Source organism: Kitasatospora sp. NPDC057936 (genome assembly GCF_042887525.1).
In the GTDB taxonomy this organism is placed as follows: Bacteria; Actinomycetota; Actinomycetes; order Streptomycetales; family Streptomycetaceae; genus Kitasatospora.
Genome location: NZ_JBHVPD010000062.1, coordinates 12,989 through 38,148, shown reverse-complemented (window position 1 = coordinate 38,148; position 25,160 = coordinate 12,989). Strand labels below are relative to the sequence as shown.

At 75.2% G+C, this 25,160-nt stretch carries 12 protein-coding genes; 9 read left to right on the top strand and 3 right to left on the bottom strand.

What is annotated here, in order from left to right; translation table 11 throughout:
- Positions 1 to 54: 54 nt before the first annotated feature.
- From ACFVU9_RS28325 to ACFVU9_RS28315, 3 genes are read right to left on the bottom strand one after another with little or no spacing between them, the layout of a single operon-like run.
- Entirely contained in the window at positions 55 to 6,369 is a 6,315-nt protein-coding gene (locus tag ACFVU9_RS28325) for an amino acid adenylation domain-containing protein (protein WP_387598118.1), read from the bottom strand.
- 5 nt (positions 6,370 to 6,374) lie between these two features.
- The gene (locus ACFVU9_RS28320; RefSeq protein ID WP_387598116.1) at positions 6,375 to 9,011 is read right to left on the bottom strand and encodes a condensation domain-containing protein; all 2,637 of its coding nucleotides are present in this window, start codon (positions 9,009 to 9,011) and stop codon (positions 6,375 to 6,377) included.
- Entirely contained in the window at positions 9,001 to 10,782 is a 1,782-nt protein-coding gene (locus ACFVU9_RS28315; protein WP_387598113.1) for a carbamoyltransferase, read from the bottom strand. The genes ACFVU9_RS28320 and ACFVU9_RS28315 overlap by 11 nt, the downstream gene beginning before the upstream one ends.
- A gap of 257 nt (positions 10,783 to 11,039) precedes the next feature.
- On the opposite strand from ACFVU9_RS28315, the gene asnB reads away from it, so the two are divergent.
- Genes asnB through ACFVU9_RS28270 form a run of 9 tightly spaced genes read left to right on the top strand, consistent with a single transcriptional unit; the run spans position 11,040 to position 25,155 of the window.
- Positions 11,040 to 12,932 carry an asparagine synthase (glutamine-hydrolyzing) gene (gene asnB / locus ACFVU9_RS28310; RefSeq protein ID WP_387598110.1) on the top strand — a complete coding sequence of 631 codons (1,893 nt, stop codon included), beginning with the start codon at positions 11,040 to 11,042 and terminating at the stop codon, positions 12,930 to 12,932.
- Positions 12,929 to 13,714 carry an aspartate/glutamate racemase family protein gene (locus ACFVU9_RS28305; protein ID WP_387598108.1) on the top strand — a complete coding sequence of 262 codons (786 nt, stop codon included), beginning with the start codon at positions 12,929 to 12,931 and terminating at the stop codon, positions 13,712 to 13,714. The genes asnB and ACFVU9_RS28305 overlap by 4 nt, the downstream gene beginning before the upstream one ends.
- On the top strand, positions 13,711 to 15,444 hold the full coding sequence (locus ACFVU9_RS28300) for an AMP-binding protein (protein ID WP_387598105.1): 1,734 nt from the start codon (positions 13,711 to 13,713) through the stop codon (positions 15,442 to 15,444). Before ACFVU9_RS28305 ends, ACFVU9_RS28300 begins: the two co-directional genes overlap by 4 nt.
- Positions 15,441 to 18,020, top strand: coding sequence for an amino acid adenylation domain-containing protein (locus tag ACFVU9_RS28295; RefSeq protein WP_387598102.1), 2,580 nt, complete (start codon positions 15,441 to 15,443; stop codon positions 18,018 to 18,020). The genes ACFVU9_RS28300 and ACFVU9_RS28295 overlap by 4 nt, the downstream gene beginning before the upstream one ends.
- Positions 18,017 to 20,197, top strand: a complete 2,181-nt coding sequence (locus ACFVU9_RS28290) for an amino acid adenylation domain-containing protein (RefSeq protein WP_387598100.1) — start codon at positions 18,017 to 18,019, stop codon at positions 20,195 to 20,197. The genes ACFVU9_RS28295 and ACFVU9_RS28290 overlap by 4 nt, the downstream gene beginning before the upstream one ends.
- The gene (locus ACFVU9_RS28285) at positions 20,194 to 21,159 is read left to right on the top strand and encodes a TauD/TfdA family dioxygenase (protein ID WP_387598097.1); all 966 of its coding nucleotides are present in this window, start codon (positions 20,194 to 20,196) and stop codon (positions 21,157 to 21,159) included. Before ACFVU9_RS28290 ends, ACFVU9_RS28285 begins: the two co-directional genes overlap by 4 nt.
- Positions 21,156 to 22,742, top strand: a complete 1,587-nt coding sequence (locus ACFVU9_RS28280; RefSeq protein WP_387598094.1) for a condensation domain-containing protein — start codon at positions 21,156 to 21,158, stop codon at positions 22,740 to 22,742. The genes ACFVU9_RS28285 and ACFVU9_RS28280 overlap by 4 nt, the downstream gene beginning before the upstream one ends.
- The gene (locus ACFVU9_RS28275) at positions 22,733 to 24,244 is read left to right on the top strand and encodes an argininosuccinate lyase (protein WP_387598091.1); all 1,512 of its coding nucleotides are present in this window, start codon (positions 22,733 to 22,735) and stop codon (positions 24,242 to 24,244) included. Before ACFVU9_RS28280 ends, ACFVU9_RS28275 begins: the two co-directional genes overlap by 10 nt.
- Positions 24,241 to 25,155 (top strand): kinase, encoded by a 915-nt coding sequence (locus ACFVU9_RS28270; protein ID WP_387598088.1) that lies wholly within the window; start codon positions 24,241 to 24,243, stop codon positions 25,153 to 25,155. Before ACFVU9_RS28275 ends, ACFVU9_RS28270 begins: the two co-directional genes overlap by 4 nt.
- Positions 25,156 to 25,160: the final 5 nt, after the last annotated feature.

Here is a 25,160-nt window from a genome sequence, read left to right as displayed (position 1 = left end):
CAGCCTCCACGGCCTTCAGAGGGAATAGGGATGGGTGTGCTCGCGGTGGGACGGTCAGGCGGACAGGTGGCGGGCGAGTTCCGCGACCGTCGGGTGGAGCTGGACGTCGACCGGCCTGAGCGCGAGGCCGAGCCCGCGCTGCACCCGGAAGGCGATCTGCACGGCGCGGATGGAGTCGCCGCCGAGGTCGAAGAAGTCGTCCTCCAGGCCGACCCGGTCGACCTTGAGGATCTCCGCCCACACCCGGGCCAGGCCCTCCTCGACGGGGGTGCGCGGTGCCACGTAGCCGGCGGCGTCGCCGGAGAACTCCGGTGCCGGCAGGGCGGCGCGGTCGATCTTCCCGTTGGGGGTCAGCGGCAGCGTCTCCAGGACGACGAACGCCGAGGGGACCATGTACGCGGGCAGGTGCACGGTGGCGAAGTCGCGCAGCTCGCGCGGGTCGGTCCCGTCCGGGCAGGCCGTGTAGGCGACGAGCCGGCGGTCGCCGGGGGTGTCCTCGCGGACGACGACGGTGACGCCGCGTACGGCGGGGTGGCGGCCGACGGCGGCGGCGACTTCGCCGAGTTCGATGCGGAAGCCGCGGATCTTGACCTGGTCGTCGTTGCGGCCGAGGTATTCGAGCTCTCCGGTGGCGGTCCAGCGGGCGAGGTCGCCGCTGCGGTAGAGGCGGGCGCCGGGCGCGTCGGTGAAGGGGTCGGGGACGAAGCGTTCGGCGGTCAGGGCGGGTCGTCCGAGGTAGCCGCGGGCCACGGCGTCGCCGCCGACGTACAGTTCGCCCTGCACGCCCACCGGTGCGGGATTGCCGTCGGCGTCGAGGACGAGTGTTCGGTAGCCGGGGAGGGCGCGGCCGATGGGGCTGCTGCTGGTCTCGATCCGTTCCTCGTCCAGGACTTGCCAGGTGACGTGGACGGTGGTTTCGGTGATCCCGTACATGTTGACCAGGACCGGGCGGTCGGGCGCGTGGCGGCGCCACCAGGCGCGCACGGAGGCCAGGTCGAGCGCCTCGCCCGCGAACACGACCAGGCGCAGAACCAGTTCGTCCCAAGGGCGCTGCTCCTCCGCGGTCACGAGCTGGCGGAACGCGGACGGTGTCTGGGAGAGCACCGTGACGCGTTCGCGGACCAGGAGGTCGAGGAAGGCCGCGGGATCGCGCGTGACCTCGCGCGGGACGACGACGAGCCGTCCGCCGAAGGCGAGGGCACCCCACATCTCCCAGACCGAGACGTCGAAGGCGAAGGAGTGGAACAGCGACCAGACGTCGGAGTCCGACAGGCCGACCGTCTCCTCGCCGGCGGCGAGCAGCGTGGCGAGGTTGCCGTGGGTGACCTCGACGCCCTTCGGTGTGCCGGTGGAGCCCGAGGTGTAGATGACGTAGGCGAGTTCGCCGGCCTCCGGGCGGACGGATCCGGTGTGGACGGCGTCCGTCACCTGGGTGGTGACGAGGGTGCGCCAGGTGCCGGCGGGGATCCGGCCGACGGTGTCGGGGTCGGTCAGGACGAGCGGGACCCGCGCGTTCCCGAGGACGAATTCGAGCCGGGCCGCCGGATAGTCGGCGTCGACGGGGACGTACGCGGCGCCGAGGCGCCACACGGCGAGGACGGCGGCGGCCATGTCGACCGTGCGGGTGAGGCACAGGCCGATGCGGTCGCCGCGGTTCACGCCGGACTCGGTGAGCAGTGCGGCGAATCTGCCAGCACGCTCGTTGAGTTGACGATACGTCAGTTCTTTTCCCGTTCTGTCCGTGACAGCGAGGTGGTCGCCGCGGGCCGCCACCTGCGCCGCGAACCGCTCCAGCGCTCCCGTCGGTGCCGTCGGCGCGCTCAGCGTCGCGGCGGGTGTTGTAGCCGGCACAGCCGTCGCGGCCGGCCCGGTGAGCTCGCCCTCGGGGTCGTCGACCAGCAACTCCAGCGCCCTGACGTGCTGTTCGGCAATCTCCTCGATCTGCTCCGGGGCCAGCCGGTTGGCGTCGTAGTCGATGCACAGCTGGAGGCCGTCGGTCAGCGGGTTGCGGAAGAACGTGACGGTGAGCGGGACGTCGGCCGGCTCCACGCGGCGGATGGCGGTCAGTTCGCCCAGTCCGCTGAGCAGCCCCGCGTGTTCGCCGTCGCCCATGGTGTCGCGCATGACGTGGAAGTTGTTGAACGTGAAGTTGGTCGTGAACAGGTCGCGGCCGCCGGTGAACTGCCGGATCCGGGCCAGCGGCATCCGGCGGTGCGGCAGGATCCGGGCCTCCGCGTCGAAGACCCGCCGGACGAGGTCGGCGCGGCTGCCGCCGGCGGTGCCGACCCGGAACGGGACGGTGTTGAGGAACAGTCCGCGGGCCTCGGTGCCGCCGTTCTCCTCCAGCCGGCCGTTGAGCGTGAGCCCGCAGCAGACGTCGTCGAGGCCCGTCTGCGCGGCGATCACCTGGAGGTGCGCGGTGAGCAGGACGGTCTTCTCCGGCACGCCGAGGCGCTTGGCGAGCGCCGTGACCCGCGGGGCCAGGGCCGCCGGGACGTGCGCGTCGCGCCAGCCGTAGCCGTCGACCACGCCGCTCGCGCCGTCGCTGCGCAGCGTCGGCCCGGCGGGCGCGGGCGCCTCCCCGGCGCGTGCCGGGAGCTGCGGCGGGGTGCTCCCGGCGAGCGTCTCCGTCCAGAACCGCCGGGCCTCGGGCGAGGCCGAGGCGCGCTGCTCCAGGGCGACGAAGTCGCGGTAGGCCGAGGCCGGGGCGGGGAGTTCGGCCAGGCCGGCGCCGTCCAGGAGCCGGGTGTACTGGAGGAGGATCTCGGTGATCGTCGACCACAGGCTCCAGCCGTCGAGGATCGCGTGGTGCTCCACCATCGTCCACTGGAAGCTGTCGTCGGTGAGCACCTGCGCGGCCAGGCGCAGCATGGGCGGGCGCTCCACGTCGAACGGGCGGCGGCGCTCGCGCTCCATCAGCTCGTCGACGGCCCGCTCCTGCTCCGCCGGGGTGAGGGCCCGCAGGTCCTCGACGACGACCGGCAGTTCGGCCTCGCGGTGCACGAGCTGCATCGGTTCGGCGAAGGTCGCCAGGTCGAAGCCGGTCCGCAGCACGGGGTGCCGGGCGACCACGGACCGCACGGCCCGGTGGAAGGCGTCCTCGTCGAAGCGGTACGGCAGGCGGTAGCTCGCCGCGTTGACGTACGGGAGGACGCGGGGATCGGAGGCCGTGTGGTAGATCATTCCGACCTGGAGCGCCGCCATGGGGTAGGCGTCGTCGAGGCCGGCCGCGGGGCCGTCGCCGATCCGGGCCCGGTCGGCGGGGGAGAGCAGTTCGAAGGGCTTGGTGCCCGCGCGGTCGCCGGCCGTGTCGGCGGCGGCGGCGAGGCCGGCGAGGGTGCGGTGCTCGTAGATCTGCGCGACGGCGAGGCCGAGCCCGCGCCCCCGGGCGAGGGCGGCCACCTGCACGGCGCGGATGGAGTCGCCGCCGAGGTCGAAGAAGCCGTCGTCCGCGCCGACCTTGTCCACCTGGAGGATCTCGGCCCAGATCTCGGCGAGGATGTCCTCGGCCGGGGTGCGCGGTGCCACGTAGCCGGCGGTGTCGCCGGAGAACTCCGGTGCGGGGAGGGCGGCGTGGTCGATCTTGCCGTTGCGGGTGAGGGGGAGGGCGTCCAGGGTGACGACCGCGGCCGGGACCATGTGGGAGGGGAGGTGGGCGGCGGCGAGGTCGCGCAGGTCGTGCGGGTCGGCTGTGCCGGTTCCTTCGGATTTGTCGGGGCAGGCGGCGTAGGCGACGAGCCTGTCCTCGCGGACGACGACGGTGACGCCGCGTACGGCGGGGTGGCGGCCGACGGCGGCGGCCACTTCGCCGAGTTCGATGCGGAAGCCGCGGATCTTGACCTGGTCGTCGTTACGGCCGAGGTATTCGAGCTCTCCGTCGGTGGTCCAGCGGGCGAGGTCACCGCTGCGGTAGAGGCGGGCGCCGGGCGCGTCGGTGAAGGGGTCGGGGACGAAGCGCTCGGCGGTGAGGCCCGGTCGTCCGAGGTAGCCGCGGGCCACGGCGTCGCCGCCGACGTACAGTTCGCCCTGCACGCCCACCGGCACCGGCTCGCCGTACTCGTCCAGGACGAGCGCGCGGTAGCCGGGCAGCGCGCGGCCGATGGGGCTGCTGCTGGTCTCGATCCGTTCCTCGTCCAGGACCCGCCAGGTGACGTGGACGGTGGTCTCGGTGATCCCGTACATGTTGACCAGGACCGGTCGGTGGGGCGCGTGGCGGCGCCACCAGGCGCGCACGGGGGCCATGTCGAGCGCCTCGCCGCCGAACACGACCAGGCGCAGGCTCAGTTCGCCGGCCGGGCGGCGCTCCTCCTGGGCGACGAGCTGGCGGAACGCGGAGGGGGTCTGGTTCAGGACGGTGACGCGTTCGCGGACGAGCAGGTCGCGGAAGGCCGCGGGGTCGCGCGTGACCTCGCGGGGGACGACGACGAGCCGTCCGCCGTAGGCGAGGGCGCCCCAGATCTCCCAGACCGAGAAGTCGAAGGCGAAGGAGTGGAACAGCGACCAGACGTCGGTGTCGCGCAGGCCGACGGTCTCCTCGCCGGCGTCCAGCAGTGCGGCGAGGTTGCCGTGCGTGACTTCGACGCCCTTCGGTGTGCCGGTGGAGCCGGAGGTGTAGATGACGTAGGCGAGTTCGCCGGCCTCGGGGCGGACGGAGCCGGTGTGGACGGCGTCCGTCGCCTGGGAGGTGTCGAGGGTGTGCCAGGGTCCGGCGGGGACGTGGTCGGCGGCGTCGGTGAGGACGAGCGGGACGCGGGCGTCGCCGAGGACGTACGCGATGCGGCTCGCCGGGTTGTCCGGGTCGACGGGGACGTACGCGGCGCCGAGGCGCCACACGGCGAGGACGGCGGCGGCCATGTCGACGGTGCGGGTGAGGCACAGGCCGATGCGGTCGCCGCGGTTCACGCCGGCCCCGGCGAGCAGGGCGGCGAAGCTCGCGGCACGCTCGTCGAGTTGACGATATGTCAACTCCAGGGTGCCGTCGCTCACCGCGACGCTGTCACCGGCCGCCGCCACCCGCCCGGCGAACCGCTCCGCCGCCGACGGCCCCACCCGCGGCGCCGGAGCCGCGCCGACGAGCCGCGCCCGCTCCTCGGCCGACAACAGTTCGGCCCGCGCCACGAGCGCCTCCGGCTCGGCCAGGAGCGCCCCGAGCAGCCGGCACCAGTGCCCGGCCAGGCGCGCGGCCTGCGCCGCGTCGATCAGCTCGGTCCGGTGCTCGACCTCGACCTCGATCCGCTCGCCGTCGTCGTTGACGTTCCAGGTCAGGTCGAACTTGGCGGTCGCGGTGTTCACCGGGACGTGGGCGGTCTCCAGCCCCGCCATCCGCGGTGCGGCGTGCCCGCGGCTGTAACCGAACAGGACCCGGAACAGCGGCGAGCCGTCGCGATCGGTGCCCAGGCGCCGGGCGAGGTCCTCCAGGACGACGTCCTGGTGCTCCAGGGCGTCGATGAACGCGTCCCTGGTGGTGCCGAGGAGCCCGGCGAAGTCGGTGCCCGCGCCGGCCGTGATCCGCAGCGGGACCACCTTGACGAGGCAGTCCACCAGCCGCTCCGTCGCCGGGTCGTCGCGGCCGGCCAGCGACGTGCCGATGACGAGGTCCTGCTGCCCGGAGCAGCGGGTGAGCAGCGCGGCGAAGCCGGCGAGGAGCGTCACGGCGGGGCTCACCCGGCGGGTCCGGCCGAACTCGCGGATCGTGGCGCAGAGTTCGTCGGGCAGGGTGAACCGGGACGTCATGCCGCGGTTGGTGCGGGCGGACGGCCGGCGGCCGGAGCCGAGCGGCTCGGTCGCCGCGGGGGCGTCGCGCAGCGTCCGCTCCCAGAAGGCGAGGTTCTCCTCGGCGGTGGCGGCGTCCAGCGGCGGGAGCTCGGGCTCAGCCGGTGCGTCCGCCGGGACATCCACGGAGACGGGGTCCCCGTCGGCCCGGTAGTGGGCGGCGAGCTCCTCCAGCAGGACGTCCACCGACCAGCCGTCGCTCACGAGGTGGTGGGACACCAGCAGCAGGAAGCACTCGTCCTCGGCGTAGCGGATGACGGACACCCGTAGCAGGGGGTCGGTGGCGACGGCGAAGGGCCGCGCGATCTCCTCGTCCATGGCCTGCCGGGCCGCCGCCTCGTCGGGCAGCCGCAGCACCCGGACCGGGACGTCGGCGTGGTCGAGGACGGTCCGGCGGGGGAGCCCGGCGACGGACACGAACCGCGTCCGCAGCGCGCGGTGGCGCCGGACGAGCGCCTCGACCGCGTGCCGCAGGCCGTCCGGGGACAGCTCGCCCCGCAGGCGCAGCGCGGCCGGCACGTTGTAGACCGGCTGCCCCGGGTTGACCTGCTCGGCGAGCCAGATGCCGTGCTGCGTGGGGGACAGAAAGCGGGTCATGGTGGTCACATCCCTTCCTGGTCGGCGGTCTGCCGCTGCCGGTGGGTGTCCGCCCGCGCGAGCCGGATGACCCGGACGGTCCGCTGCAGGCCGGGGAGGTCGGGCTCGTGCGCCTCGACGTAGGCCGCGAGCGAGGCGACCGTCCCGTCGACGAGCAGGACGCGCAGCGGCACCGTGACGGACAGCTCGCGGCGCAGCCGGGCCACGATCCTCGTGGCGGTCAGCGAGTAGCCGCCGAGCGCGAAGAAGTCCTCGTCGGCGCCGACGGCGGCGACGCCGAGCTCGTCGGCCCAGATGCCGGCCAGGACGGTTTCGAGGGCGTCGCGCTGGCGGGAGGCCGGAGTGGCGCCGTGGTCCTGTTCCTGGTCGGCTGCGACCGCCACCGCCTGGGCGGCCGGGCTCGGAACGGCCGGGTCCCCGGCCGGCAGCCACTGGTCGGCCCGCAGCTCCGGGTCCCGCACCACGGCCGCGAGGAGCGACAGGTAGTGCTCGACGAACCGGGCGATGCGCGCCGCGTCGTAGCGGTCGGCCCGGTACTCGACGTTGCCGATGGTCCCCGACGCGGTGGCCTCCAGCGTCACCATCAGGCCAAACTTCGCCGAGCCGACCCGGACGGGCACCTCCTCGGCCTCGGCGCCCGGGAGCGTCAGCCGCACCGGGTCGACGTTGAGCAGCTCGAAGATGACGGAGGTCGGCGGCGTGCCCGGGGCGCCGTGGGCCCGCCGCTCCCGCAGGGCCGCCTCCAGCGGGTAGTCCTGGTGCGCGTAGGCGTCGATGACGGTGGTCCGGGCGCGGTCCAGGAGCTCGCGGAACGGGACGCCGGGGGCGAGCCGGGTGCGCAGCTGCACGAGGTTGACGAACGAGCCGACCACCGTCTCCAGCTGGGGGTGGCCGCGGCCGGCGACGGAGGTGCCGACGGTCAGGTCGTCCTGGCCGGAGTAGCGGTGGAGGAGCCCGAGGAACGCGGCGTAGAGCACCATGAACGGGGTCGCGCCGCTGCGCCGTCCGAGGGCCTCGACCTCGCCGAGGAGCCCGGCGGGCATCTCGAAGCGGTGGCAGCCGGCGCGCAGGCCGGGGCCGGCGTCGGCGCGGTGCAGGGCCGTCAGGTCCACCTCGGGGGCGGTGACGACGTCCTCGCGCCAGTGCTCCCGCAGCGCGGGCAGCCGCTCGGCCAGCACGTCCCGGTGCCAGGACGCGTAGTCCAGGTAGCCGGTGCGCGGTCCGTCCTGCGGCGCGCCCGCCCGGCTGGCGTACAGGGTGCCGAGCTCGTCGACGAGGTGGGCGAGCGACCACTGGTCGCAGACGATGTGGTGGACGACGAGGACGAGGGCCCAGTCGTCGTCCGCGAGGCGGACGAGCAGCGCACGCAGCGCGTTCTCGGCCAGGTCGAAGGGCGCGTCGACGGTGCGCCGGACCAGTGCGGCGAGGGCCGCGTCGTCGTGTCCGGGCAGGTCGACCGTCTCGAAGGGGACCGCCGAGACGGGGGCGACGCCCTGGACCGGGCCGGCGTCCGACTCCGTGATCCGCAGCCGCAGCGCCTCGTGACGCCGCACCAGCCCGTCCAGGGCCCGCCGCAGCGCCGCCGGGTCGACCGTGCCGCGCAGCCGCCAGTACAGCGGGAAGTTGTACTGCGCCGCGCCCGGGTCGAGCTGTTCGGCGAGCCAGATGCCGGTCTGCGCGGAGCTGAGCGGGTGGGCGCCGCCGGCCGGTGCCACCGGGATCGGCGCCACCGTGGTCGGCGCGGCCCGGCCGATCAGGGCGGCGAGGCCGGACAGCGTCGGGTGGTGGAAGAGGTCCTCGACGGTGACCTCGGCGCCGAAGACGGTGCCCGCCCGCATGGCGACCCGGGCGGCGAGCAGCGAGTGCCCGCCGAGGGCGAAGAAGTCGGAGCCGGCCTCGATCTCGGTGGGGGAGACGTCCAGCACCTCGGCCCAGATGCCCGCCAGGAGGGCTTCGGCGGAGCTCAGCGCGGGAGCGTCCGGGGCCGTGGCGTCGGCCGTTTCCGGGCCGGGGCTCTCCTCGACGTCGAGCACGGGCAGGTCCGGCGAGTCCAGGAGTGCGGCCAGCACCTGGCGGACGTCCGCGCAGAAGGCCGTCACGCCGGCGGGGTCGTAGAGGTCGCGGTCGAACTCGCAGCCGGCCTCCTTGCGGTCGGGGTCGATGCTGAGGACCAGGTCCCGGTCGGCGAGCCGGGGTCCGAGGCCGCTCCACTGCTCGGCCGGGCGCCCGAACAGCACGGCGACGCCGGAGCGTTCGGCGGACTCCGGACCCGACTCCGCTTCGAGTTCGGCGTCCAGCCCGGCTTCGAGCTCGGCCTCCAGCCGGCCGAGGGCCGCCGCCGCGGCGGTCCGCCCGCCCAGCTCGACCCCGACGTCGACGAGCCGGGCCGGTCCGAGGTCCGTCCCGACCGCGAGCACCGTGCGCCCGCGCCGGTGGCGGGCGGCCAGCGCGGCGGCGACCGCGGCGACGGCCGCCGTCCGCGGCTCGATCCCGTAGCGGGCCGAGACCTCCGTGAGGCACTCGGCGAAGGCGGCGCCGTCGAGGCCCACCGTCGCGCGCCGGAACTGCGGCACCGGCGGGCGCGGCCGGTCGGGCGGCAGGGTCGCGTGGGCGGCCGGGGACGGGAAGGGATTAGCCGACATCGGCGATCGACTCCTCGGCGCCCTTGACGACGACGGTCCGGCCGAGGACGAGGGCGTCCAGCTTCGAGCGCAGGAACGTCCGCAGGGCCTCCTGCGGGGTCGCGATGATCGGCTGGCCGCGCAGGTTGAACGAGGTGTTCAGCACCACCGGGGTGCCGGTGCGGCGGCCGAAGGCGCCGATCAGCTCGAAGAACCGCGGGTTGCTCTCCGGGTGGAGCACCTGGACGCGCGCGCTGCCGTCGACGTGGGTGACCGCGCCGAGGTCGTCGCGGTGCCCGGCGCGGGTCTGCGTCACGAACAGCATGTGGGCGTACCGGGATTCGGTGCCGGGCTCGATCTCGAAGTACTCGGAGGCGTCCTGGACGCGGACGACCGGCGCGAACGGCCGGAAGCTCTCGCGCTCCTTGACCACCTCGTTCAGGCGGTCGCGCATGGCCTCGGTCCGCGGGTCGGCGAGGATGCTGCGGTTGCCGAGCGCGCGGGGGCCGAACTCCATCCGGCCCTGGACCCACGCGGTGATCCGGCCGTCGGCCAGCAGCTCCGAGACCCGCTCGGCGAGTTCGGCGTCGGTGGCGTACTCCTCGACGGTGCAGCCCGCCGGCTCGCCGACCGCCGCCGCCAGCTCCTCGTCGGAGAACCCGGGCCCCCAGTACGGCATGGACATCCGCCCGGCCCCGGCGGACGCGGCGGCGTCCGCCGCGAGCGCCGCGCCGATCGCGGTGCCGTCGTCGCTGGAGGCCGGCTGGACGAAGACGTCGTCGAACAGCCGGCTGCGCGACACGAGGCCGTTGAGCGTGCAGTTGAGCGCGACGCCGCCGGCCAGGCAGAGCCGGTTCAGGCCGGTGCGCTCGCGGGCCGCGCGCAGGACGTGCAGCATCGACTGCTCGGTGATCGCCTGGAGGGCCGCGGCGATGTCGGCGTGCTCCTGGGTCGAGGGCTGCCCCGGGAGCCGCGCGGGGCCGAGCACGGCCGCCAGTTCGCGCAGGACGCCCTCGTGGGTCTCGTGCTCGAAGGCCGTGCGGTCCCGGGCCAGTACGGGGACGGTGTACGTGCCGTCCTCCCGCAGCCGCACCATGTCGGCGAAGCGGTCGTAGTAGCGCTGCGGGTCCCCGTAGGGCGCGAGTCCCATCACCTTGTACTCGTCCATGAAGGGGACGAAGCCGAGGTGGTGGGTCACCAGGCTGTAGAGGATCCCGACCGAGTGCATGGCCGGGACGGTGCGCAGGACCTCGATCTCCTCGCCCCGGCCGACCGCGACGGTGAGGCTCTCGGACTCGCCCATCCCGTCGCTCACCACGATCAGCGACTCCTCGAACCCGCTGGGGTAGAAGGTGCTCGCGGCGTGGGCGAGGTGGTGCGGGACGGGCCGGAAGCGGTCGCCCCAGGGCCGGCCGGGAAGGAACTTCTCGGCCAGGGCGATCTGCGACGCCGTCGAGTACACCTCGCGGAACCGGGTGGCCGCGTAGGTGCTCCCGGCGCCGCCGGCCGGCTCCCCGTAGGCGAAGCCGTGCGCCAGGACGTCGACGTCGTCGGGTTTCAGCCCGCCCTGCTCCAGGCAGAACGCGATCGCGTTGGCCGGGAACGACCCGGTGGTCTTCTCGCCGGTGAACCGCTCCTCCGCGGCGGCGGCCACGACCTCGCCGTCGATCACCAGGGCAGCCGCCGAGTCGTAGCCCTGGGCGAACCTGTGCAGCCGGGGATCGAGCCCGGGGAAAGCCGCCCGCTTGAATTCCAGTCCGCCGTTCAGCCCGCTGTAGCCGAGGACGCGCATAGTCTCCAACCTCACCGTCGTTGCCACGCGAAATCGTTCGGCCCTCACGCTAGGCCGGGAAAGCGCCGCGCGTCGCCGCCCGCAGGTCGAGAACCGACCTGTACTCCGGTAGGGCCGGGATTCTGTCCCAAAGGACGAGCGGTAAATCGTTGACCCGTGCGAGGCGCCGCTCCTAATGTGACCGGCGGAGTTATCGGAAGAACAGCGGATTCCGTCAGGATTCGTGTGAGCGACCGGGTGATGGGAGCCTGTGCTCGATGTGCGGAATAGCCGGGGTCTACGGATTCGACGACCCGGCCGGCCTGGACCCCGACGTCCTGACGGCCATGACCGACGCGCTGGTGCACCGGGGGCCAGACGCGCACACCACCTGCCAGACCGGCGCGTTCACCGCCGGGTTCCGCCGCCTGTCGCTGGTCGACCTGGCCGGCGGGGGACAGCCCCACGCCACCCCGGACTCCTCGGTGGTCTCGGTGTGCAACGGCGAGATATTCAACCACCGGGAACTGCGCGAGGAACTCCGGAGAAAGGGCCACGCATTCAGGTCCGGTTCGGACACGGAAGTCCTGGTCCACCTCTACGAGGAATACGGCACCGAACTCACCGACCACCTCGACGGCCAGTTCGCCTTCGCCCTCTACGACCGGCGCGAGGACCGCCTCGTGCTCGCCCGCGACCATTGCGGAGTGCTGCCGCTGTTCTACACCGAGGTGGCCGGCCGAATCGTTTTCGCCTCCGAGGCCAAGAGCATTCTGCGCCACCCGCTGGTGGAACGCCGGGTCGATCTGCGCGGACTCGACCAGGTCCTCTCGCTGCCCGGACTGGTCAGCCCCCGGACGATGTTCGAGGGCATCAGGTCGCTGCGCCCCGGCGAGCGGCTCGTCGCGGACCGCTCGGGCCACCGCACCGAACGCTACTGGGACCTCGACTACCCGCTCTGGGACGACGAGGCCCGCCGCCGCGACGCCGCCGCCCTGCGCGACCCGCGCGTCCTCGACACCTGCGCCGACCGCACCCGGGACCTCCTTGAAGTCGCCGTCCGCTCCCGCTCGGTCGCGGACGTCCCCGTCGGGACCTACCTCAGCGGCGGCCTGGACTCCAGCCTGATCGGCGCGCTCCTGGCCGCCGGCCGCCCCGGCCACGCGTGGCCCAGCTACGCGGTCACCTTCCCCGGCAGCAGCATCGACGAGGCGCGCTACCAGCGGCTGGTGGCCGGCAAGATCGGCACCCGCCACCACGAGGTGCCGGTCGACGCCGCCGACACCGCCGGCCTGCTCGGCGCCATGGTCCGGCACGCCGAGACCCCGGTGAAGGAGTCCTACAACGTCTGCTCGATGCTGCTGGCCCGAGAGGTGCGCGCCACCGGCACGGTCGCGGTGCTCAGCGGCGAGGGCGCCGACGAGCTGTTCGGCGGCTACCCGGGCTACCTGTTCGACACCGGCGGCCCCGGCCGCGGCCCGGCCGACCTCCTGGAGGAGCAGCTCGAACGCGCGGCCGCCCACCGGATGTGGGGCCTGGACCTGCGCTACGAGACCGACCAGGTGCCCGCCCACGACCTGCGCCGCCAGCTCTACAGCGGCCCGCTGGCCGAGGAGTTCGACGCCTTCTCGGTCACCTCCCAGCGCCTCGTCGACCCGGAGCGCCTGATCGGGCGCCACCCGCTGCACCAGCGCTCCTACCTGGACTTCCACCTGCGGCTCGCCGACCACCTGCTCGGCGACCACGGCGACCGGATGGCCATGGCGAGCTCCGTCGAGATGCGCTTCCCGTTCCTGGCCAGGGACGTCGTCCGGCACGCGACCACGATCCCGCCGTCCCTGATGACGGCCGGCGGCCGGGAGAAGGCCGTGCTGCGCCGCGCGGCCGAGGGCCTCGTCCCGCAGGAGGTGCTCGACCGCCGCAAGTTCGGCTTCCGCAGCCAGACCAGCACCGAACTGCTCCTGGCCGGCGACGAGTGGTTCGACGACCTGCTCTCGCCCGCGACCGTGCGCCGGCAGGGCTACTTCGACCCGGCCGTCGTCGCCGAGCTGATCCGCCGCCAGACCTCGGGGGCCCGCACCGTGCACCCGCACCTCGACACGGACTACCTGCTCGTCATCGCGACCTTCGCGATCTTCCTGGAGGAGTTCGGCCTGCCGTGCCTGGGATGACCCGAGAACGCGTCACCACGCCCCCGGCGGCCGCCGCGCGACCCCTGCCGGCCGGCGCCCCCGCGCGCACCGGGGAGCCCGGGGCCCGCAAGCCGCTGATCGGCGTGATCGGCGGAATGGGCCCGCTGGCCTCCACCGAGCTGCTCAACACCGTGTACGGGCTCGAACCGCCCGAGCACGAGCAGCTCGCCGCCCGGATCCTGCTGTGGTCCGACCCGGCCGTGGCCGACCGGACCACCGCCATCCAGTCCGGGACGGTCGGCCTCGTCCGCGACGCGCTGGAGGACTCGGTCGAGCGCCTGCTCACCGCCGGCGCCGACGTCGTCGTGGTGGCCTGCATCACCGCGCACCCCGCGATCCGGCTGCTGCCGGAGGCGCTGCGCTCGCGCTGCGTCTCCCTGGTGGACCTGGTCTTCGAGCAGCTCGCCGAACGCCCCGGCCGGCACCTGGTGCTGTGCACCCGGGGCAGCGTGCTGGCCGGCGTCTTCACCGGCCACGAGCGGTGGCCGCAGTACGCGCAGCGCCTGGTCCTGCCCGACGAGGCCGACCAGGAACAGCTGCACCACCACATCTACCGGCTCAAGCGCAACGCCGACCGGCTCCCGACGGTCGACTTCGTCCGCGGCCTGCTGCCGAAGTACCGGGCGTCCGCGTTCGTCGCCGGCTGCACCGAACTGCACCTGGTGACCAGGGCGATCGAGGCCCGCGGACTGACCCGCCACCTGCCCAGCATCGACCCGATGACCGTCATCGCACGGCGGATCAGGAACGGAGAGATATGACCACGCCGACGGTTCTGACGCGATGGGCGGACGGCCTGGCCCGCGACGGCGCCCGCTGCGCCGTCAAGTCCGGTGAGCGGAAGGTGAGTTACGAAGAGCTGGCGGGCCGGGTGGCCGGCTACCAGGCCGCCTTCGAGGGGGTGCGGCCCGCCGACCCGGTCCTGATCTCCTGCGCCGACCCGGTGGAGGTGATCGCGGCCGTCCTCGGCTGCGCGGCCGCCGGCCGCACCTTCGCGCCGGTCGACCCCAGGCTGCCCGCGGCCGTCCTGGACGGCGTGCTCGCCGCCCTGCGGCCGGGCGCGGTCGTGGCCGACGCCCCGGGCCGCGCGGCGCTCGCGGAGCGCGAACCGCCCGGCGGCGCACGGCTCGTCCGCCCGGAGGAGCTGGAGCCGCGGGCGTGGTCCGCGGAGGCCTGGCAGCGGTCCGCCCCGGAGGACCGCGGGTACGTCTACTTCACCTCGGGCACGACCGGGCGCCCCAAGGGCATCCGCGGCAGCCTCCGGGCGGTCCACCACTTCGTCGACTGGGAGATCGCCGAGTTCGGGATCGGCGCGGGCACCAGGGTCTCCCAGCTGACCTCGCCGGGCTTCGACGCGTTCCTGCGCGACGCCTTCGCCCCGCTGTGCGCGGGCGGCACCGTCTGCGCGCCCCCGGCCGGCGGGACGCCGGTCGGCGAGGGCCTGGCGCGCTGGCTCACCGAGCACGAGGTCGAGGTCCTGCACTGCGTGCCGACCCTCTTCCGCACCCTGCGCTCCGCCGCCCTCACCCCCGGCTCGTTCCCGGCGCTGCGCGCCGTGCTGCTCGCGGGCGAGCCGCTCCAGCCCTCGGACGTCGCCTGGTGGCGCGGCCTGTTCGGCGGCGGCAAGGAGCTGGTCAACCTGTACGGGCCGTCCGAGACGACCATGACGAAGCTCTTCCACCGGACGACGGAGGAGGACGCCCACGCCCGGCCGGTGCCGGTCGGCCGGCCGCTGCCGGGCGTGTCGGCCCGGGTCCTGACCGGGCCCGGCGACCCGCCGGACGCGCTCGGCGAGGTGGAGATCGAGGTCCCGTTCCCGCTCCTCGGCTACCTCGGCGACGACGAGTGGCGCGGCACGGCCACCACCCACCGCACCGGCGACCTCGGCAGGTTGCGGCCCGACGGGAGCCTGGAGCTGTACGGCCGCCGCGACCAGCAGGTCAAGGTCCACGGCGTGCGCGTCGACCTCGGCGAGGTCGAGAACGCCCTGCGCGGCCGCCCCGGGGTGCAGGACGTCTGCGCGGCGGCGGTCACGGAGGACGTGACGACCGCCCTGGTCGCCTACGTGGTGGCCCCGGACGTCTCCGACGCCGACCTGCGCGCGCACGCCGCGCGGCGCCTCGCGCCCGGCCTGGTGCCCTCGGTGTTCGTCCGCATGGCGGCGATCCCCCGGACGCTCAACGGCAAGGTGGAGCGCCGCTCCCTGCCGAAGGTCGCGCTGCAGCGGGCGGCGGAGGCCGCGGAACCGCCGAAGGGGCCGACGGAGACCGGGATCGCGGCGATCTGGAGCGAGATCCTCGGCCTGGCGGACATCGGCCGCGACGACGACTTCACCCTCCTCGGCGGCGACTCCCTCGCGATCGCGCGCCTAATGGACCGGGTCCGGCACGAGTACCGGGTCGACCTCCCGCTGCGCGCGTTCCTCCAGGACCCCACCGTCGCCGGGCTCGCCGCCGCGGTGACGGACCGCACGGCGGGGAGCCCGTCGTGACCGCCTCCGTCGCGAAGGCCTCCGTCGCGAACGCGCTGCTCCGCGCCCGTCTGACGGGCGAGCTGGACGTCACCGCGCTGTCCGCGGCCGTCGACGACGTGGTGGCCGCGCACCCGCAGCTCAAGGGCGAGCGGCCCGGCCGGGTCCGGCTGAGGGTCATCGACCTCGCGCGGTCCGGCGGGGAGCAGCAGGGGCGCGTCCTGGCGGACCTGGCGGCGGACGAGGCCGCCCGGCCGGTCGGGGCCGCCGGCCGCCCCCGGCTGCGGGCCTGCCTGGCGGGGCTGGGCGCCGGGGCGTACGAGCTCCTGATCGCGGTGGACGCGGCGCGGGCCGACGAGTGGTCGGTCGCGGCGCTGACCGGGGACCTCGGCGCCGCCTACCGTGCGCGGACCGGGGCCGCACCGGCGCCCGGGCCCGGCCCCCGGCCGGGCGTCCGGTTCCCGGGGGAGCGGGCGGCCCGCGAGCTGCCCGACGACGCCGGCGCCGAGCGGGTGCTCGCCGCCTTCGCGGCCGTGCTCGGCAGGTACGCCGGGACGGCCGAGGCGGTGGTGGCGGTGGCGGACGGTCCGGAGCACCGGGCGATCCGGCTGGACCTCTCCGGCGCCCTGACGTCCGCCCAGTTGGTCGCCCGGGTGCGCACCGCGCCGGAGGCCGACGACGTACCGGACTTCCCGATCCGCGCCGTGTTCGCGGGGCGGGACCTCCCGGCGGCGGTCCTGGACCTGCCGGGCGTCGCGGCCGAGGTGACCGTCGACGCCCCGCCCGACCCGTGGGGCCGGCTGACCCTGGCCGTGACCGGGCCGCACGGGTTCACCGTCGCCCTCACCGGCACCCTGCCCGGCGAGACGACGGCGGAGGGCTTCGCCGACCACCTCGTCCGGGCGCTGCGCTTCGGGCAGGACGGCCCGGACCGGCCCCTGGCCGAACTCGACCTCTCCGGCCGCCCCGCGCCCCACCCGGCGCCCGTCCCCGGCACCGCGCGGCCGTACCGCGACTACCTGGCCTTCCTGGACGAGGAGTTCGCGGCACGCGTGCAGGAGGCCCCCGAGGCGGTCGCGGTGCGCTCCCCGGAGGGCACGCTCGACTACCGCGGGCTCGACCGGTGGAGCTGCCGGATCGCCCACGCCCTGGCCGGTCACGGCGCGGGCCCCGGGCGGGTGGTGGCGATCCTGCCGGGCGGCGGCGCCGGCGGGATCGCGGCCGTGCTCGGCGCCATGCGCACCGGCGCCACGTTCACGTGCTTGAACCCCGCCGACCCGGACGCCCGCCTGCGCGACATCCTGGCCGGAACGGGCGCCGTCTGCGTGCTGGCCGACCGGACCGCCGTCGCGGCGCACCCCGAACTGCTCGACCCGGACGGCCGGTTCGCGGGCCTGCCGGTGCTCCCACTGGAGCCCGTCCCGCCCCAGGACCCGCCGGGAGACCACGACGGCTTCGAGGCCCCGCCCGCCGCCGACCACCCGCTGTGCATCGTGCACACCTCGGGGAGCACCGGGACGCCCAAGGGGATCGCGCTGTCGCGGGCCGCGTTCGCGCAGTTCGCCGAGTGGCAGCGGGAGCGGTTCGGGATCGGGCCGGGGAGCCGGATCGCCCAGTGGGCGCCGCTCACCTACGACGCCGCGTACACCGAGGTGTTCGCCGCGCTCACTGCGGGCGCCGCGCTGTGCCTGCCGCCCGGCGGGGCCCGGCGCGACCCGGTCGCGGTGGTGCGCTGGCTGCGGCGGGAGCGGATCGGCCAGATCCAGACCGTGCCGTCGTTCCTCCGGCTGCTCACCGAGGCGCTGGACGCGCAGGGCGGCGAACTGCCGGACCTGCGGCACGTCCTGGTCGCCGGCGAGGTGTTCCCGGTGGACCTGGCCGAGGCCTGGGCGCACCGGCCGGTGCGCCCGGCGCTGCACAACCTGTACGGGCCCACCGAGTGCATCCTCGCCACCCACCACGAACTGCCCCCGGGCGCGGCGTTCCCGGCCACCGTGCCGATCGGCGGGGCGATCCCGGGCCGGGAGGCGCTCGTCCTCGACGCCCTCGGGCGGCCGTGCCCGGCCGGGGTACCCGGCGAGATCCACCTGCGCAGCCCGTTCCTGGCCGGCTCGTACCACCGCCGTCCCGCCGAGACGGCCTCGGCGTACCTGCCCGACCCGTGGCGGCCCGGCCGGACGCTCTACCGCACCGGCGACCGCGGGTACTGGCGGGCCGACGGCACGTTGGCGTTCACCGGCCGGACCGGCAACCAGGTGAAGATCCGCGGGAACCGGGTCGAGCTGGACGAGGTCGAGGCGGTCCTGGAGCGGCAGGCCGGGGTGCGGGAGGCCGCCGCGGCCGTGCGCACCACCGCGACCGGCGACCCCTGCCTGGTGGGCTACGTGGTGGCCGACGCCGGGGTCTCCCCGGAGGAGCTGCGCCGGCTCGTGGCCCGGCGGCTGCCGGCGCCCGCCGTGCCCGACCTCATCGCGGTGCTGGCCGATCTGCCGCGCACCGCCACCAACAAACGTGATCGTGCGCGGCTGCCCTGGCCCCTGCCGGCACGTCGGAACGCGCTGAACGAGCTGAACGAGCTGAAGGGTGACGAATCATGAGGAACGCCGAAGCGGCGGTCGCGGCCCTGGCGGCCGAGGCCGGGGTCGATCCGGACACCGTGCGGCTGGCCGCGTCGTTCAAGGTCGCGGCGGTGCTGACCGGCTCCGACGCGCTCGGCGACGGCGGCCGGAGCTGGCGGGAGCTGATCGCCCGGGTGGCCGCCCCGGAGGGGCGGGCCGATGCGGAGAAGGTCCTCCAAGAGGCGGCGGAGCAGGGACACGTGGGCCCCGACCGCACCGAGGGCTACGTCCGTACGGTCCTGGAGCGGATGACCGGCTCCCCGGACGAGGCGCACGACGCACACGGCCTGGTCGCCGGCGAGGAGCTGGCCGCCGTGCTCTCGGCCTCCGCCGGCCCGGTCCGGGCGCTGCCGGACCGCCGGTTCCACGAGCTGTTCGAGGAGCGCGTGCGCCGGCACCCCGACGCGGTCGCCGCGGCGCAGGACGGCCGGAGCTGGACGTACGCGGAGCTGAACGGCCGCGCCAACCGGATCGCGTGGTCGCTGCGGGAGCAGGGGCTGGCCGACGAGGACGTGGTGGCCGTGGTGGCCGAGCGCTCGCTGGAGTGGCTGGCCGCCGTCCTCGCGGTCTTCAAGGCGGGCGGCTGCTACCTGCCCCTGGACCCGGCGTTCCCGGCCGAGCGGATCGCCGTCGTGCTGGAGCGCAGCGGCTGCCGCCGGGTGCTCGCGGACCCCGGGCCGGCGCAGCTCGACGAGGCCGTGCGCGGCCGCGAGGCGGTGACCGTCTCGGTGCTGACCGAGGTGCTGGCCGCGCCCGGCCGCGAGGACGACCTCGGACTCGCGGTCGCAGCCGACCAGTTGGCGTACATCTACTTCACTTCGGGCTCGACCGGCGAGCCCAAGGGCGCGATGTGCGAGCACGCGGGCTTCCTCAACCACCTCTACGCCAAGATCGAGGACCTGGGCGTCCGGGAGGGGGACGTCATCGCCCAGACCGCGCCGCAGTGCTTCGACATCTCGCTGTGGCAGCTGGTCTGCGCGCTGCTGGTCGGCGGCCGGACGGAGATCGTCGGGCAGGAGACCGTCACCGACGTCCGCCGGTTCGTGGAGACCGTCACCGGGGCCGGCGTCCAGGTGGCCCAGCTGGTGCCCTCCTACCTGGACCTGGTGCTGGAGACGCTCCGGGGCGACAGCCCGGGCCTGCCGTCGCTGCGCTGCCTCGCGGTGACCGGCGAGGCGCTCAAGACCGAGCTGGTGCACCGCTGGTTCGCCGCCTTCCCCGGCATTCCGCTGGTCAACTGCTACGGCACCACCGAGGTTTCGGACGACACCAACCACGGCGTGCTGCACGGCCCGTCGGCCGGCCGCTCCGTCCCGCTCGGCCCGCCGACCCGCAACGTCCGGGTGTACGTGGTGGACGAGCGGCTGCGCATGGTCCCCGACGGGGCACCGGGGGAGATCGTCTTCGCGGGGGTGTGCGTCGGCCGCGGCTACGTCAACGACGCCGCCCGCACCGACGCCGCGTACCGCGCGGACCCGTATCGGCCGGGCGAACGGCTCTACCGCTCGGGCGACTTCGGCCGCCGGCTGCCCACCGGCGAGTTCGAGTACCTCGGCCGCCGGGACTCGCAGGTGAAGGTGAGCGGCTTCCGGATCGAGATCGGCGAGATCGAGAACCGGCTGCTCCAGGTCCCCGGCGTCCGGGACGGCGCCGTGGTGATCGCGGGGACGGCGGAGGACCCGCAGCTGGTGGGCTTCTACAGCGGCGGCGGCGCGCCGGAGCCCGGGGCCGTGGAGCGGGCCCTGGCCGCCGTCCTGCCCCACTACATGGTGCCGGGCCGACTGCACCGCCTCGACCGGCTGCCGCTGTCCGCGAACGGCAAGATCGACCGGAAGGCGCTCACCGCCACCGCCCGGACGAACGCCCGGACGAGCGGCCCGGCGGCGGCCGACGGCGACGCGGCACGCCCGGAGACCGACACCGAGCGCCGGGTCGCCGGGCTCTGGGCCGAGCTGCTCAACGTCCCGCTCGACCGGGTCGGCCGCGGCTCCCGGTTCGTCGAGCTCGGCGGCACCTCGCTGGCCGCGATCCGGCTGGCGATCGCCCTGGACCGCGCGGTGACGGTGGGCGAGCTGAAGGACACCCCGACCGTCGCCGAGGTGGCCGCGCTCCTCGACCGCAAGGCGGCCGGCCGCACCGCGGAGGCGCGCCGATGACCCCCGCCGCCGACGCCGTGCCGGTCCTGCGCGTGCTCGCCGCCGCCCCCGGCCCGGAGTGGGCCGCCGAACACCGCGCCGAGGTCCTCGCCGAGGTCGAGGCCTCCGGGGCCGTCCTCCTGCGCGGCCTGGGTGTCGCCTCGGCCGCCGGGCTCGCGGCCGTCACCGCCGCGCTCGGGATCGAGCCGATGGCCGAACGGGAGGGCTTCGCGCCCCGCGACCGCCTCGGCGAGGGCGTCCACTCCGCCTCGCACTGGCCCGCCGACACCCCGATGTGCATGCACCACGAGCAGAGCTACGCCGCCGAGGTCCCGGGACTGCTGGTGTTCGGGTGCCTGACCGCCCCGCGGCGCGGCGGCCGCACGATGCTCGCCGACTCCCAACAGGTGCTGCGCGCCCTGCCCCCGGAGCTGGTCGAGCCGTTCCGCCGGGACGGCTGGCGGCTGCTGCGGGCCTACCAGGACGTCGGCGTGCCGTGGACCGACGCCTTCGGCACCGACGACCGGGCCGCGGTCGACGCCTACTGCGCGGCCGAGGGCATCGCACACGCGTGGTCCGGCGACGGCGCGCTGCGCACCGTGCAGCGCCGGGCCGCCGTCGTCGCCCACCCCCGCACCGGCGTGCCCGGCTGGTTCAACCAGATCGCCTTCCTCAACGAGCTGACCATGGACCCGGCGGTCCGCGAGTACCTCCTCCACCAGTACGGGCCGACCGGCCTGCCCTTCACCACGGCCCACGGCGACGGCGCCCCGGTCGGGGCCGGCACCGTCGCAGCCGTCAACGCGGTCTACGACGCGGCCGCCTTCGGCGAGACCTGGCGGGACGGCGACGTCCTGGTCGTCGACAACATCCGGACGGCCCACAGCCGCGAGCCGTACGAGGGCCCCCGCGAGGTCGCCGTGGTCCTCGGCGACCCGGTGCGGCTGCCCGGGCACGTCCTGCCCGGCGGTGCGGCCGGATGACCGCCGCGTCCTTCGCGCAGGAACGCGCCTGGCTGGCCAGCCGGTTCGCGGCCGGCACCGCCCTGTACCACGTCGCGGACCAGTGGCCGCTGCACGGGGACCTCTCCGAGCGGCAGATCCGGGCGGCGCTGGCCGCCGTGGTGGCGCGGCACGAGCCGCTGCGCACCGGGTTCCGGGTCGTGGACGGCGTGCTGACCGCGGTCGTCCACGACCGCGTCGACCCCGACGTCGAGGTCGTCGACCTGTCCGGCCGCCCCGAGGAGCGGCGGCGCGAGGACCGCGAGGCCCTCGCCGACCGGCTGAAGCACACGGCCTTCGACCTCTCCCGCGCGCCGCTGTGGCGCGCGGGGCTGGTCCGGCTCGGCGCGGGCCGCTGGCGGCTGCTGTTCGTCGCCCACCACGCCGTCTGCGACGCACCGTCACTCTTCAACCTCCACGCCGAGATCGCCGAATTCTGCGCGGCCTTCGAGCAGGACCGTACGCCGCACGTTCCCCAACTCCCCGTCTCCTACGGCGATTACGCGCGGCAGCAGCGCGACCGGCTCGGCGGCGACGGGATCGCCCCGCTGGCCGGCTACTGGCGGGAGCAGCTGGCCGGCCTGCCGCCCGCGCACGGCCTTCCGCTGGACCTGCCGCGCCCGGCCCGGCGGTCCTTCGCCGGCGCGGAGCTCCGGGCCGCGCTCCCGGCCTCCACCGCGCGGGCGCTCGCGGCGGCCGGCCGGTCCGGGGCCACGCCGTTCGAGCTCCTGCTCGCCGGGTACGCCGCGCTCGTCCACCGGCGCTCCGGCCGGGACGACCTCGTCCTCGGGGTGCCGCTCTCCGGCCGGGACCGGCCCGAACTGCTGCCCCTCGTCGGCACGTTCGTGAACACGGTGGCGCTCCGGGTGGACGCCTCGGGCGACCCCTCGTACGCCGCGCTCGTGGACAGCGTCCGGGCGGTGTGGCGGGCGGCGCGCGACCACCAGGAGATGCCGTTCCAGGCCGTGGTCCAGCAGCTCGCGCCGCAGCGCGGGCCCGGCCTGCCCCCGCTCTACCAGCTGGCGTTCAACGTCACGGCGGCCGAGGGCTTCGGGCCCCCGGCCACGGCGGCCGAGGACGACCTGCTGCTGGAGGTCTCGGGCACGGCGGTCCGCCTGGAGTACAACACCGCGCTGTTCGGACGGGAGACCGCCGCGGGGCTGCTCGCCGACTACGCGGCGGTGCTCACGGCGGCCCTGGCCGACCCGGCGACCCCGCTGTCCCGGCTCCCGGCCGGCCCGGGCCCGGGGCCGGGAGCGGCACCGGCCCCACTGCCCGGCCGCGTACCGCCGCGCACCGCCGCCGAGGCCCTGGTGGCCCGCGCCTGGGCGGAGGTCCTCGGCGTCGACCGCGTGGGCGTCGACGACGACTTCTTCGCGGCCGGCGGCCACTCGCTGCAGGCACTGCGCCTGCTCGCCCGGCTGTCGTCCGACCACGGCGTCGAGACCACCGTCGACGCCTTCTTCGCGAACCCGACCGTCGCGGGGCTGGCCGCCGTGCTGGACCGGCGCACCACGCCCCACCGGCACGAGCAGAACGACTCCGAGGGAGAGACATGGCAGTGACCGGCCGGATCGACGGCGTGCCCAGCGAGGTCTGGGACGAGGAGGTGCTGGCCCCGCAGTTCGCCTACGAGGCCGAGGCCCTGCTGCCGCACTACGTCTCCATCGAGAAGGTGCTGCTGCTGGAGTACCGCAGGATGGGCCTGGTCGACCCGGAGGGGGCTGCGGCGATCGCCGGACGGCTCGACGAGCTGACCCCCGAGCTGATCCGGGCGGACCCGCGGGACAACATGTCGGACATCTTCTTCGCCATGGAACGCCACGTGGCCCGGGGCGCCACCGCTCCCTTCGCGGCCTGGCACGTGGACCGCAGCCGCAACGACTTCCAGGCCTGCGGCCAGCTGCTGTCCTGCCGGGAGAACGTCCGGGCCGTCGCCGGGGACCTCATCGCCCTGGGACGCACGGCGGCGGCGCGCGCCGCCGAACTGCCGGACAGCCCCATGCCCGGCTACACCCACGCGCAGGCCGCGCAGACCATCACGCCCGCCTTCTACCTCTCGGCGCTCTCCGAGGAGATCCTCGGCGCGGCCCGGCGCCTGCTGACCGCCTACGACGAGATCGACCGCTCGCCGCTCGGCGCGGGCAGCATGGCCGGCCAGGAACTGCCCTGGGACCGCGAGCGGATGGCCGGCCTGCTGGGCTTCCGGCAGCCGCAGCCGCACGCCCTGGTCTCGGTGGCCTCCCGGTCCTGGGCCCTCGCGGTCGCCTCCGCGCTGGCGGACCCCGCCGTGCTGCTCAGCCGCTTCACCACCGACCTGATGACGTGGAGCGGCGCCGGCTTCGGTTTCGTGGACTTCCCCGACGCGCTCGCCGGGATCTCGGCCGCGATGCCGCAGAAGCGCAACTTCCCGGTCCTGGAACGGATCCGCGGCCGCTGCTCGCACGTGGTCGGCTGCGCGACCCAGCTCGCGTTCGCCCAGTGCGGCACCCCGTACGCCAACAGCGTCGAGGTCTCCAAGGAGGCCGGGCGCCATCTCCAGGCCCAGGTCGCCGCGCTGCGCTCGGCCCTGCGGCTGGCCCGCACCGCCCTCGCCGGCGCGGTGTTCCGCACGGACCGGATGCGCGAGGCCTGCGAGGCGGACTTCCTCGGCGGCTTCACCCTCGCGAACCTGCTGACCCTGGAGGCCGGCGTCCCCTGGCGGACGGCACAGGTGATCGCCGGAGCCTACGTCAGGGCCGCCGTCGCGAAGGGCCTGACCGCGGCCGACCCCGACGGCCCGCTGCTCGCGGCGATCGCCGGGGAGCACGGCCACCGGGTGCCCGAACCCGCCGCACTGCTGTCCGGCGCCTTCGACACCGACCGGGCCGTCCGGGTCAAGCACTCCGCCGGGTCGACGCACCCCGACGCCGTCCGCGCCATGCTCGCCGCGCAGGAACGCGGCTACCGCGAGGTCGCCGGCCAGTGGCGGCTGCGCGAGGAGGCGGCGAGCGTCGCCGCGGCGCGCGTGGACGCCCTGCTGGCCGTCGAGGACACCGCCGAGCGCACCCCGGCGAGCACCTCGTGACGGGCTCCGGCCTCATCACCCGCCGCCCGGGCGCGGACCTGCGCAGCGGCCGGGCCGACGCCTCGGGCACCTTCGGCGAGCTCCTGCAGGGACGGCTGCCCGACGGCACGGACTTCCTCGTCACCCTGCCGATCACGCTCCGCTCCCGGGCCTGGTTCCGCTTCGACCCGGCCGGCCCGCTACGCGTATTCCCCGCCCACAAGACGAAGTCCCTGCGGCTGGCCGAGGCCATGCTGACGGCCCACCAGCCCGGAGGCGGTGGGACCCTGATCCTGGACAGCGACCTGCTCATCGGCAAGGGCCTCGCCAGCTCCTCCGCCGACCTGGTCGCCACCGCGCGCGCCGTCGGCGGCGCGCTGGGCCTGGACACCGGCCCGGCCGAGGTGGAGCGCTGGCTGCGCCCGATCGAGCCGACCGACGGGGTGATGCACCCGGGCGTCGTCGTGTTCGAGCACCGCGAGGTGCGCCTGCGCGAGGCCCTCGGCGGGCTGCCGCCGGCCACCGTGGTGGCGGTCGACGAGGGCGGTCGGCTGGACACCGTCGCCTTCAACAAGCGGCCCAAGCGCTACTCGCCGGCCGACACCGCCGAGTTCACCGGACTGCTGGACGCCCTGACCGCCGCCGTGCGCGCCGGGGACCTCGCCGCCGTGGGCCGGGTGACCACCCGCAGCGCCGTCCTCAACCAGCGCTTCGCGCCCAAGCGGCACCTCGACGCGATGCTGGCCGTCGCCCGGCGGACCGGCGCGCTCGGCGTGGTGTGCGCCCACAGCGGCACCATGCTCGGTCTGCTGTTCGACGACGCGGACCCGGACCGCGCCGCCAAGGTGGCCGAGGCGCACGCGGCCTGCGAAGCCCTGGGCGACGACGTCCTGCTGTTCCGCACCCTCACCCGCCCTTCCCACGAACCCTAAGGACG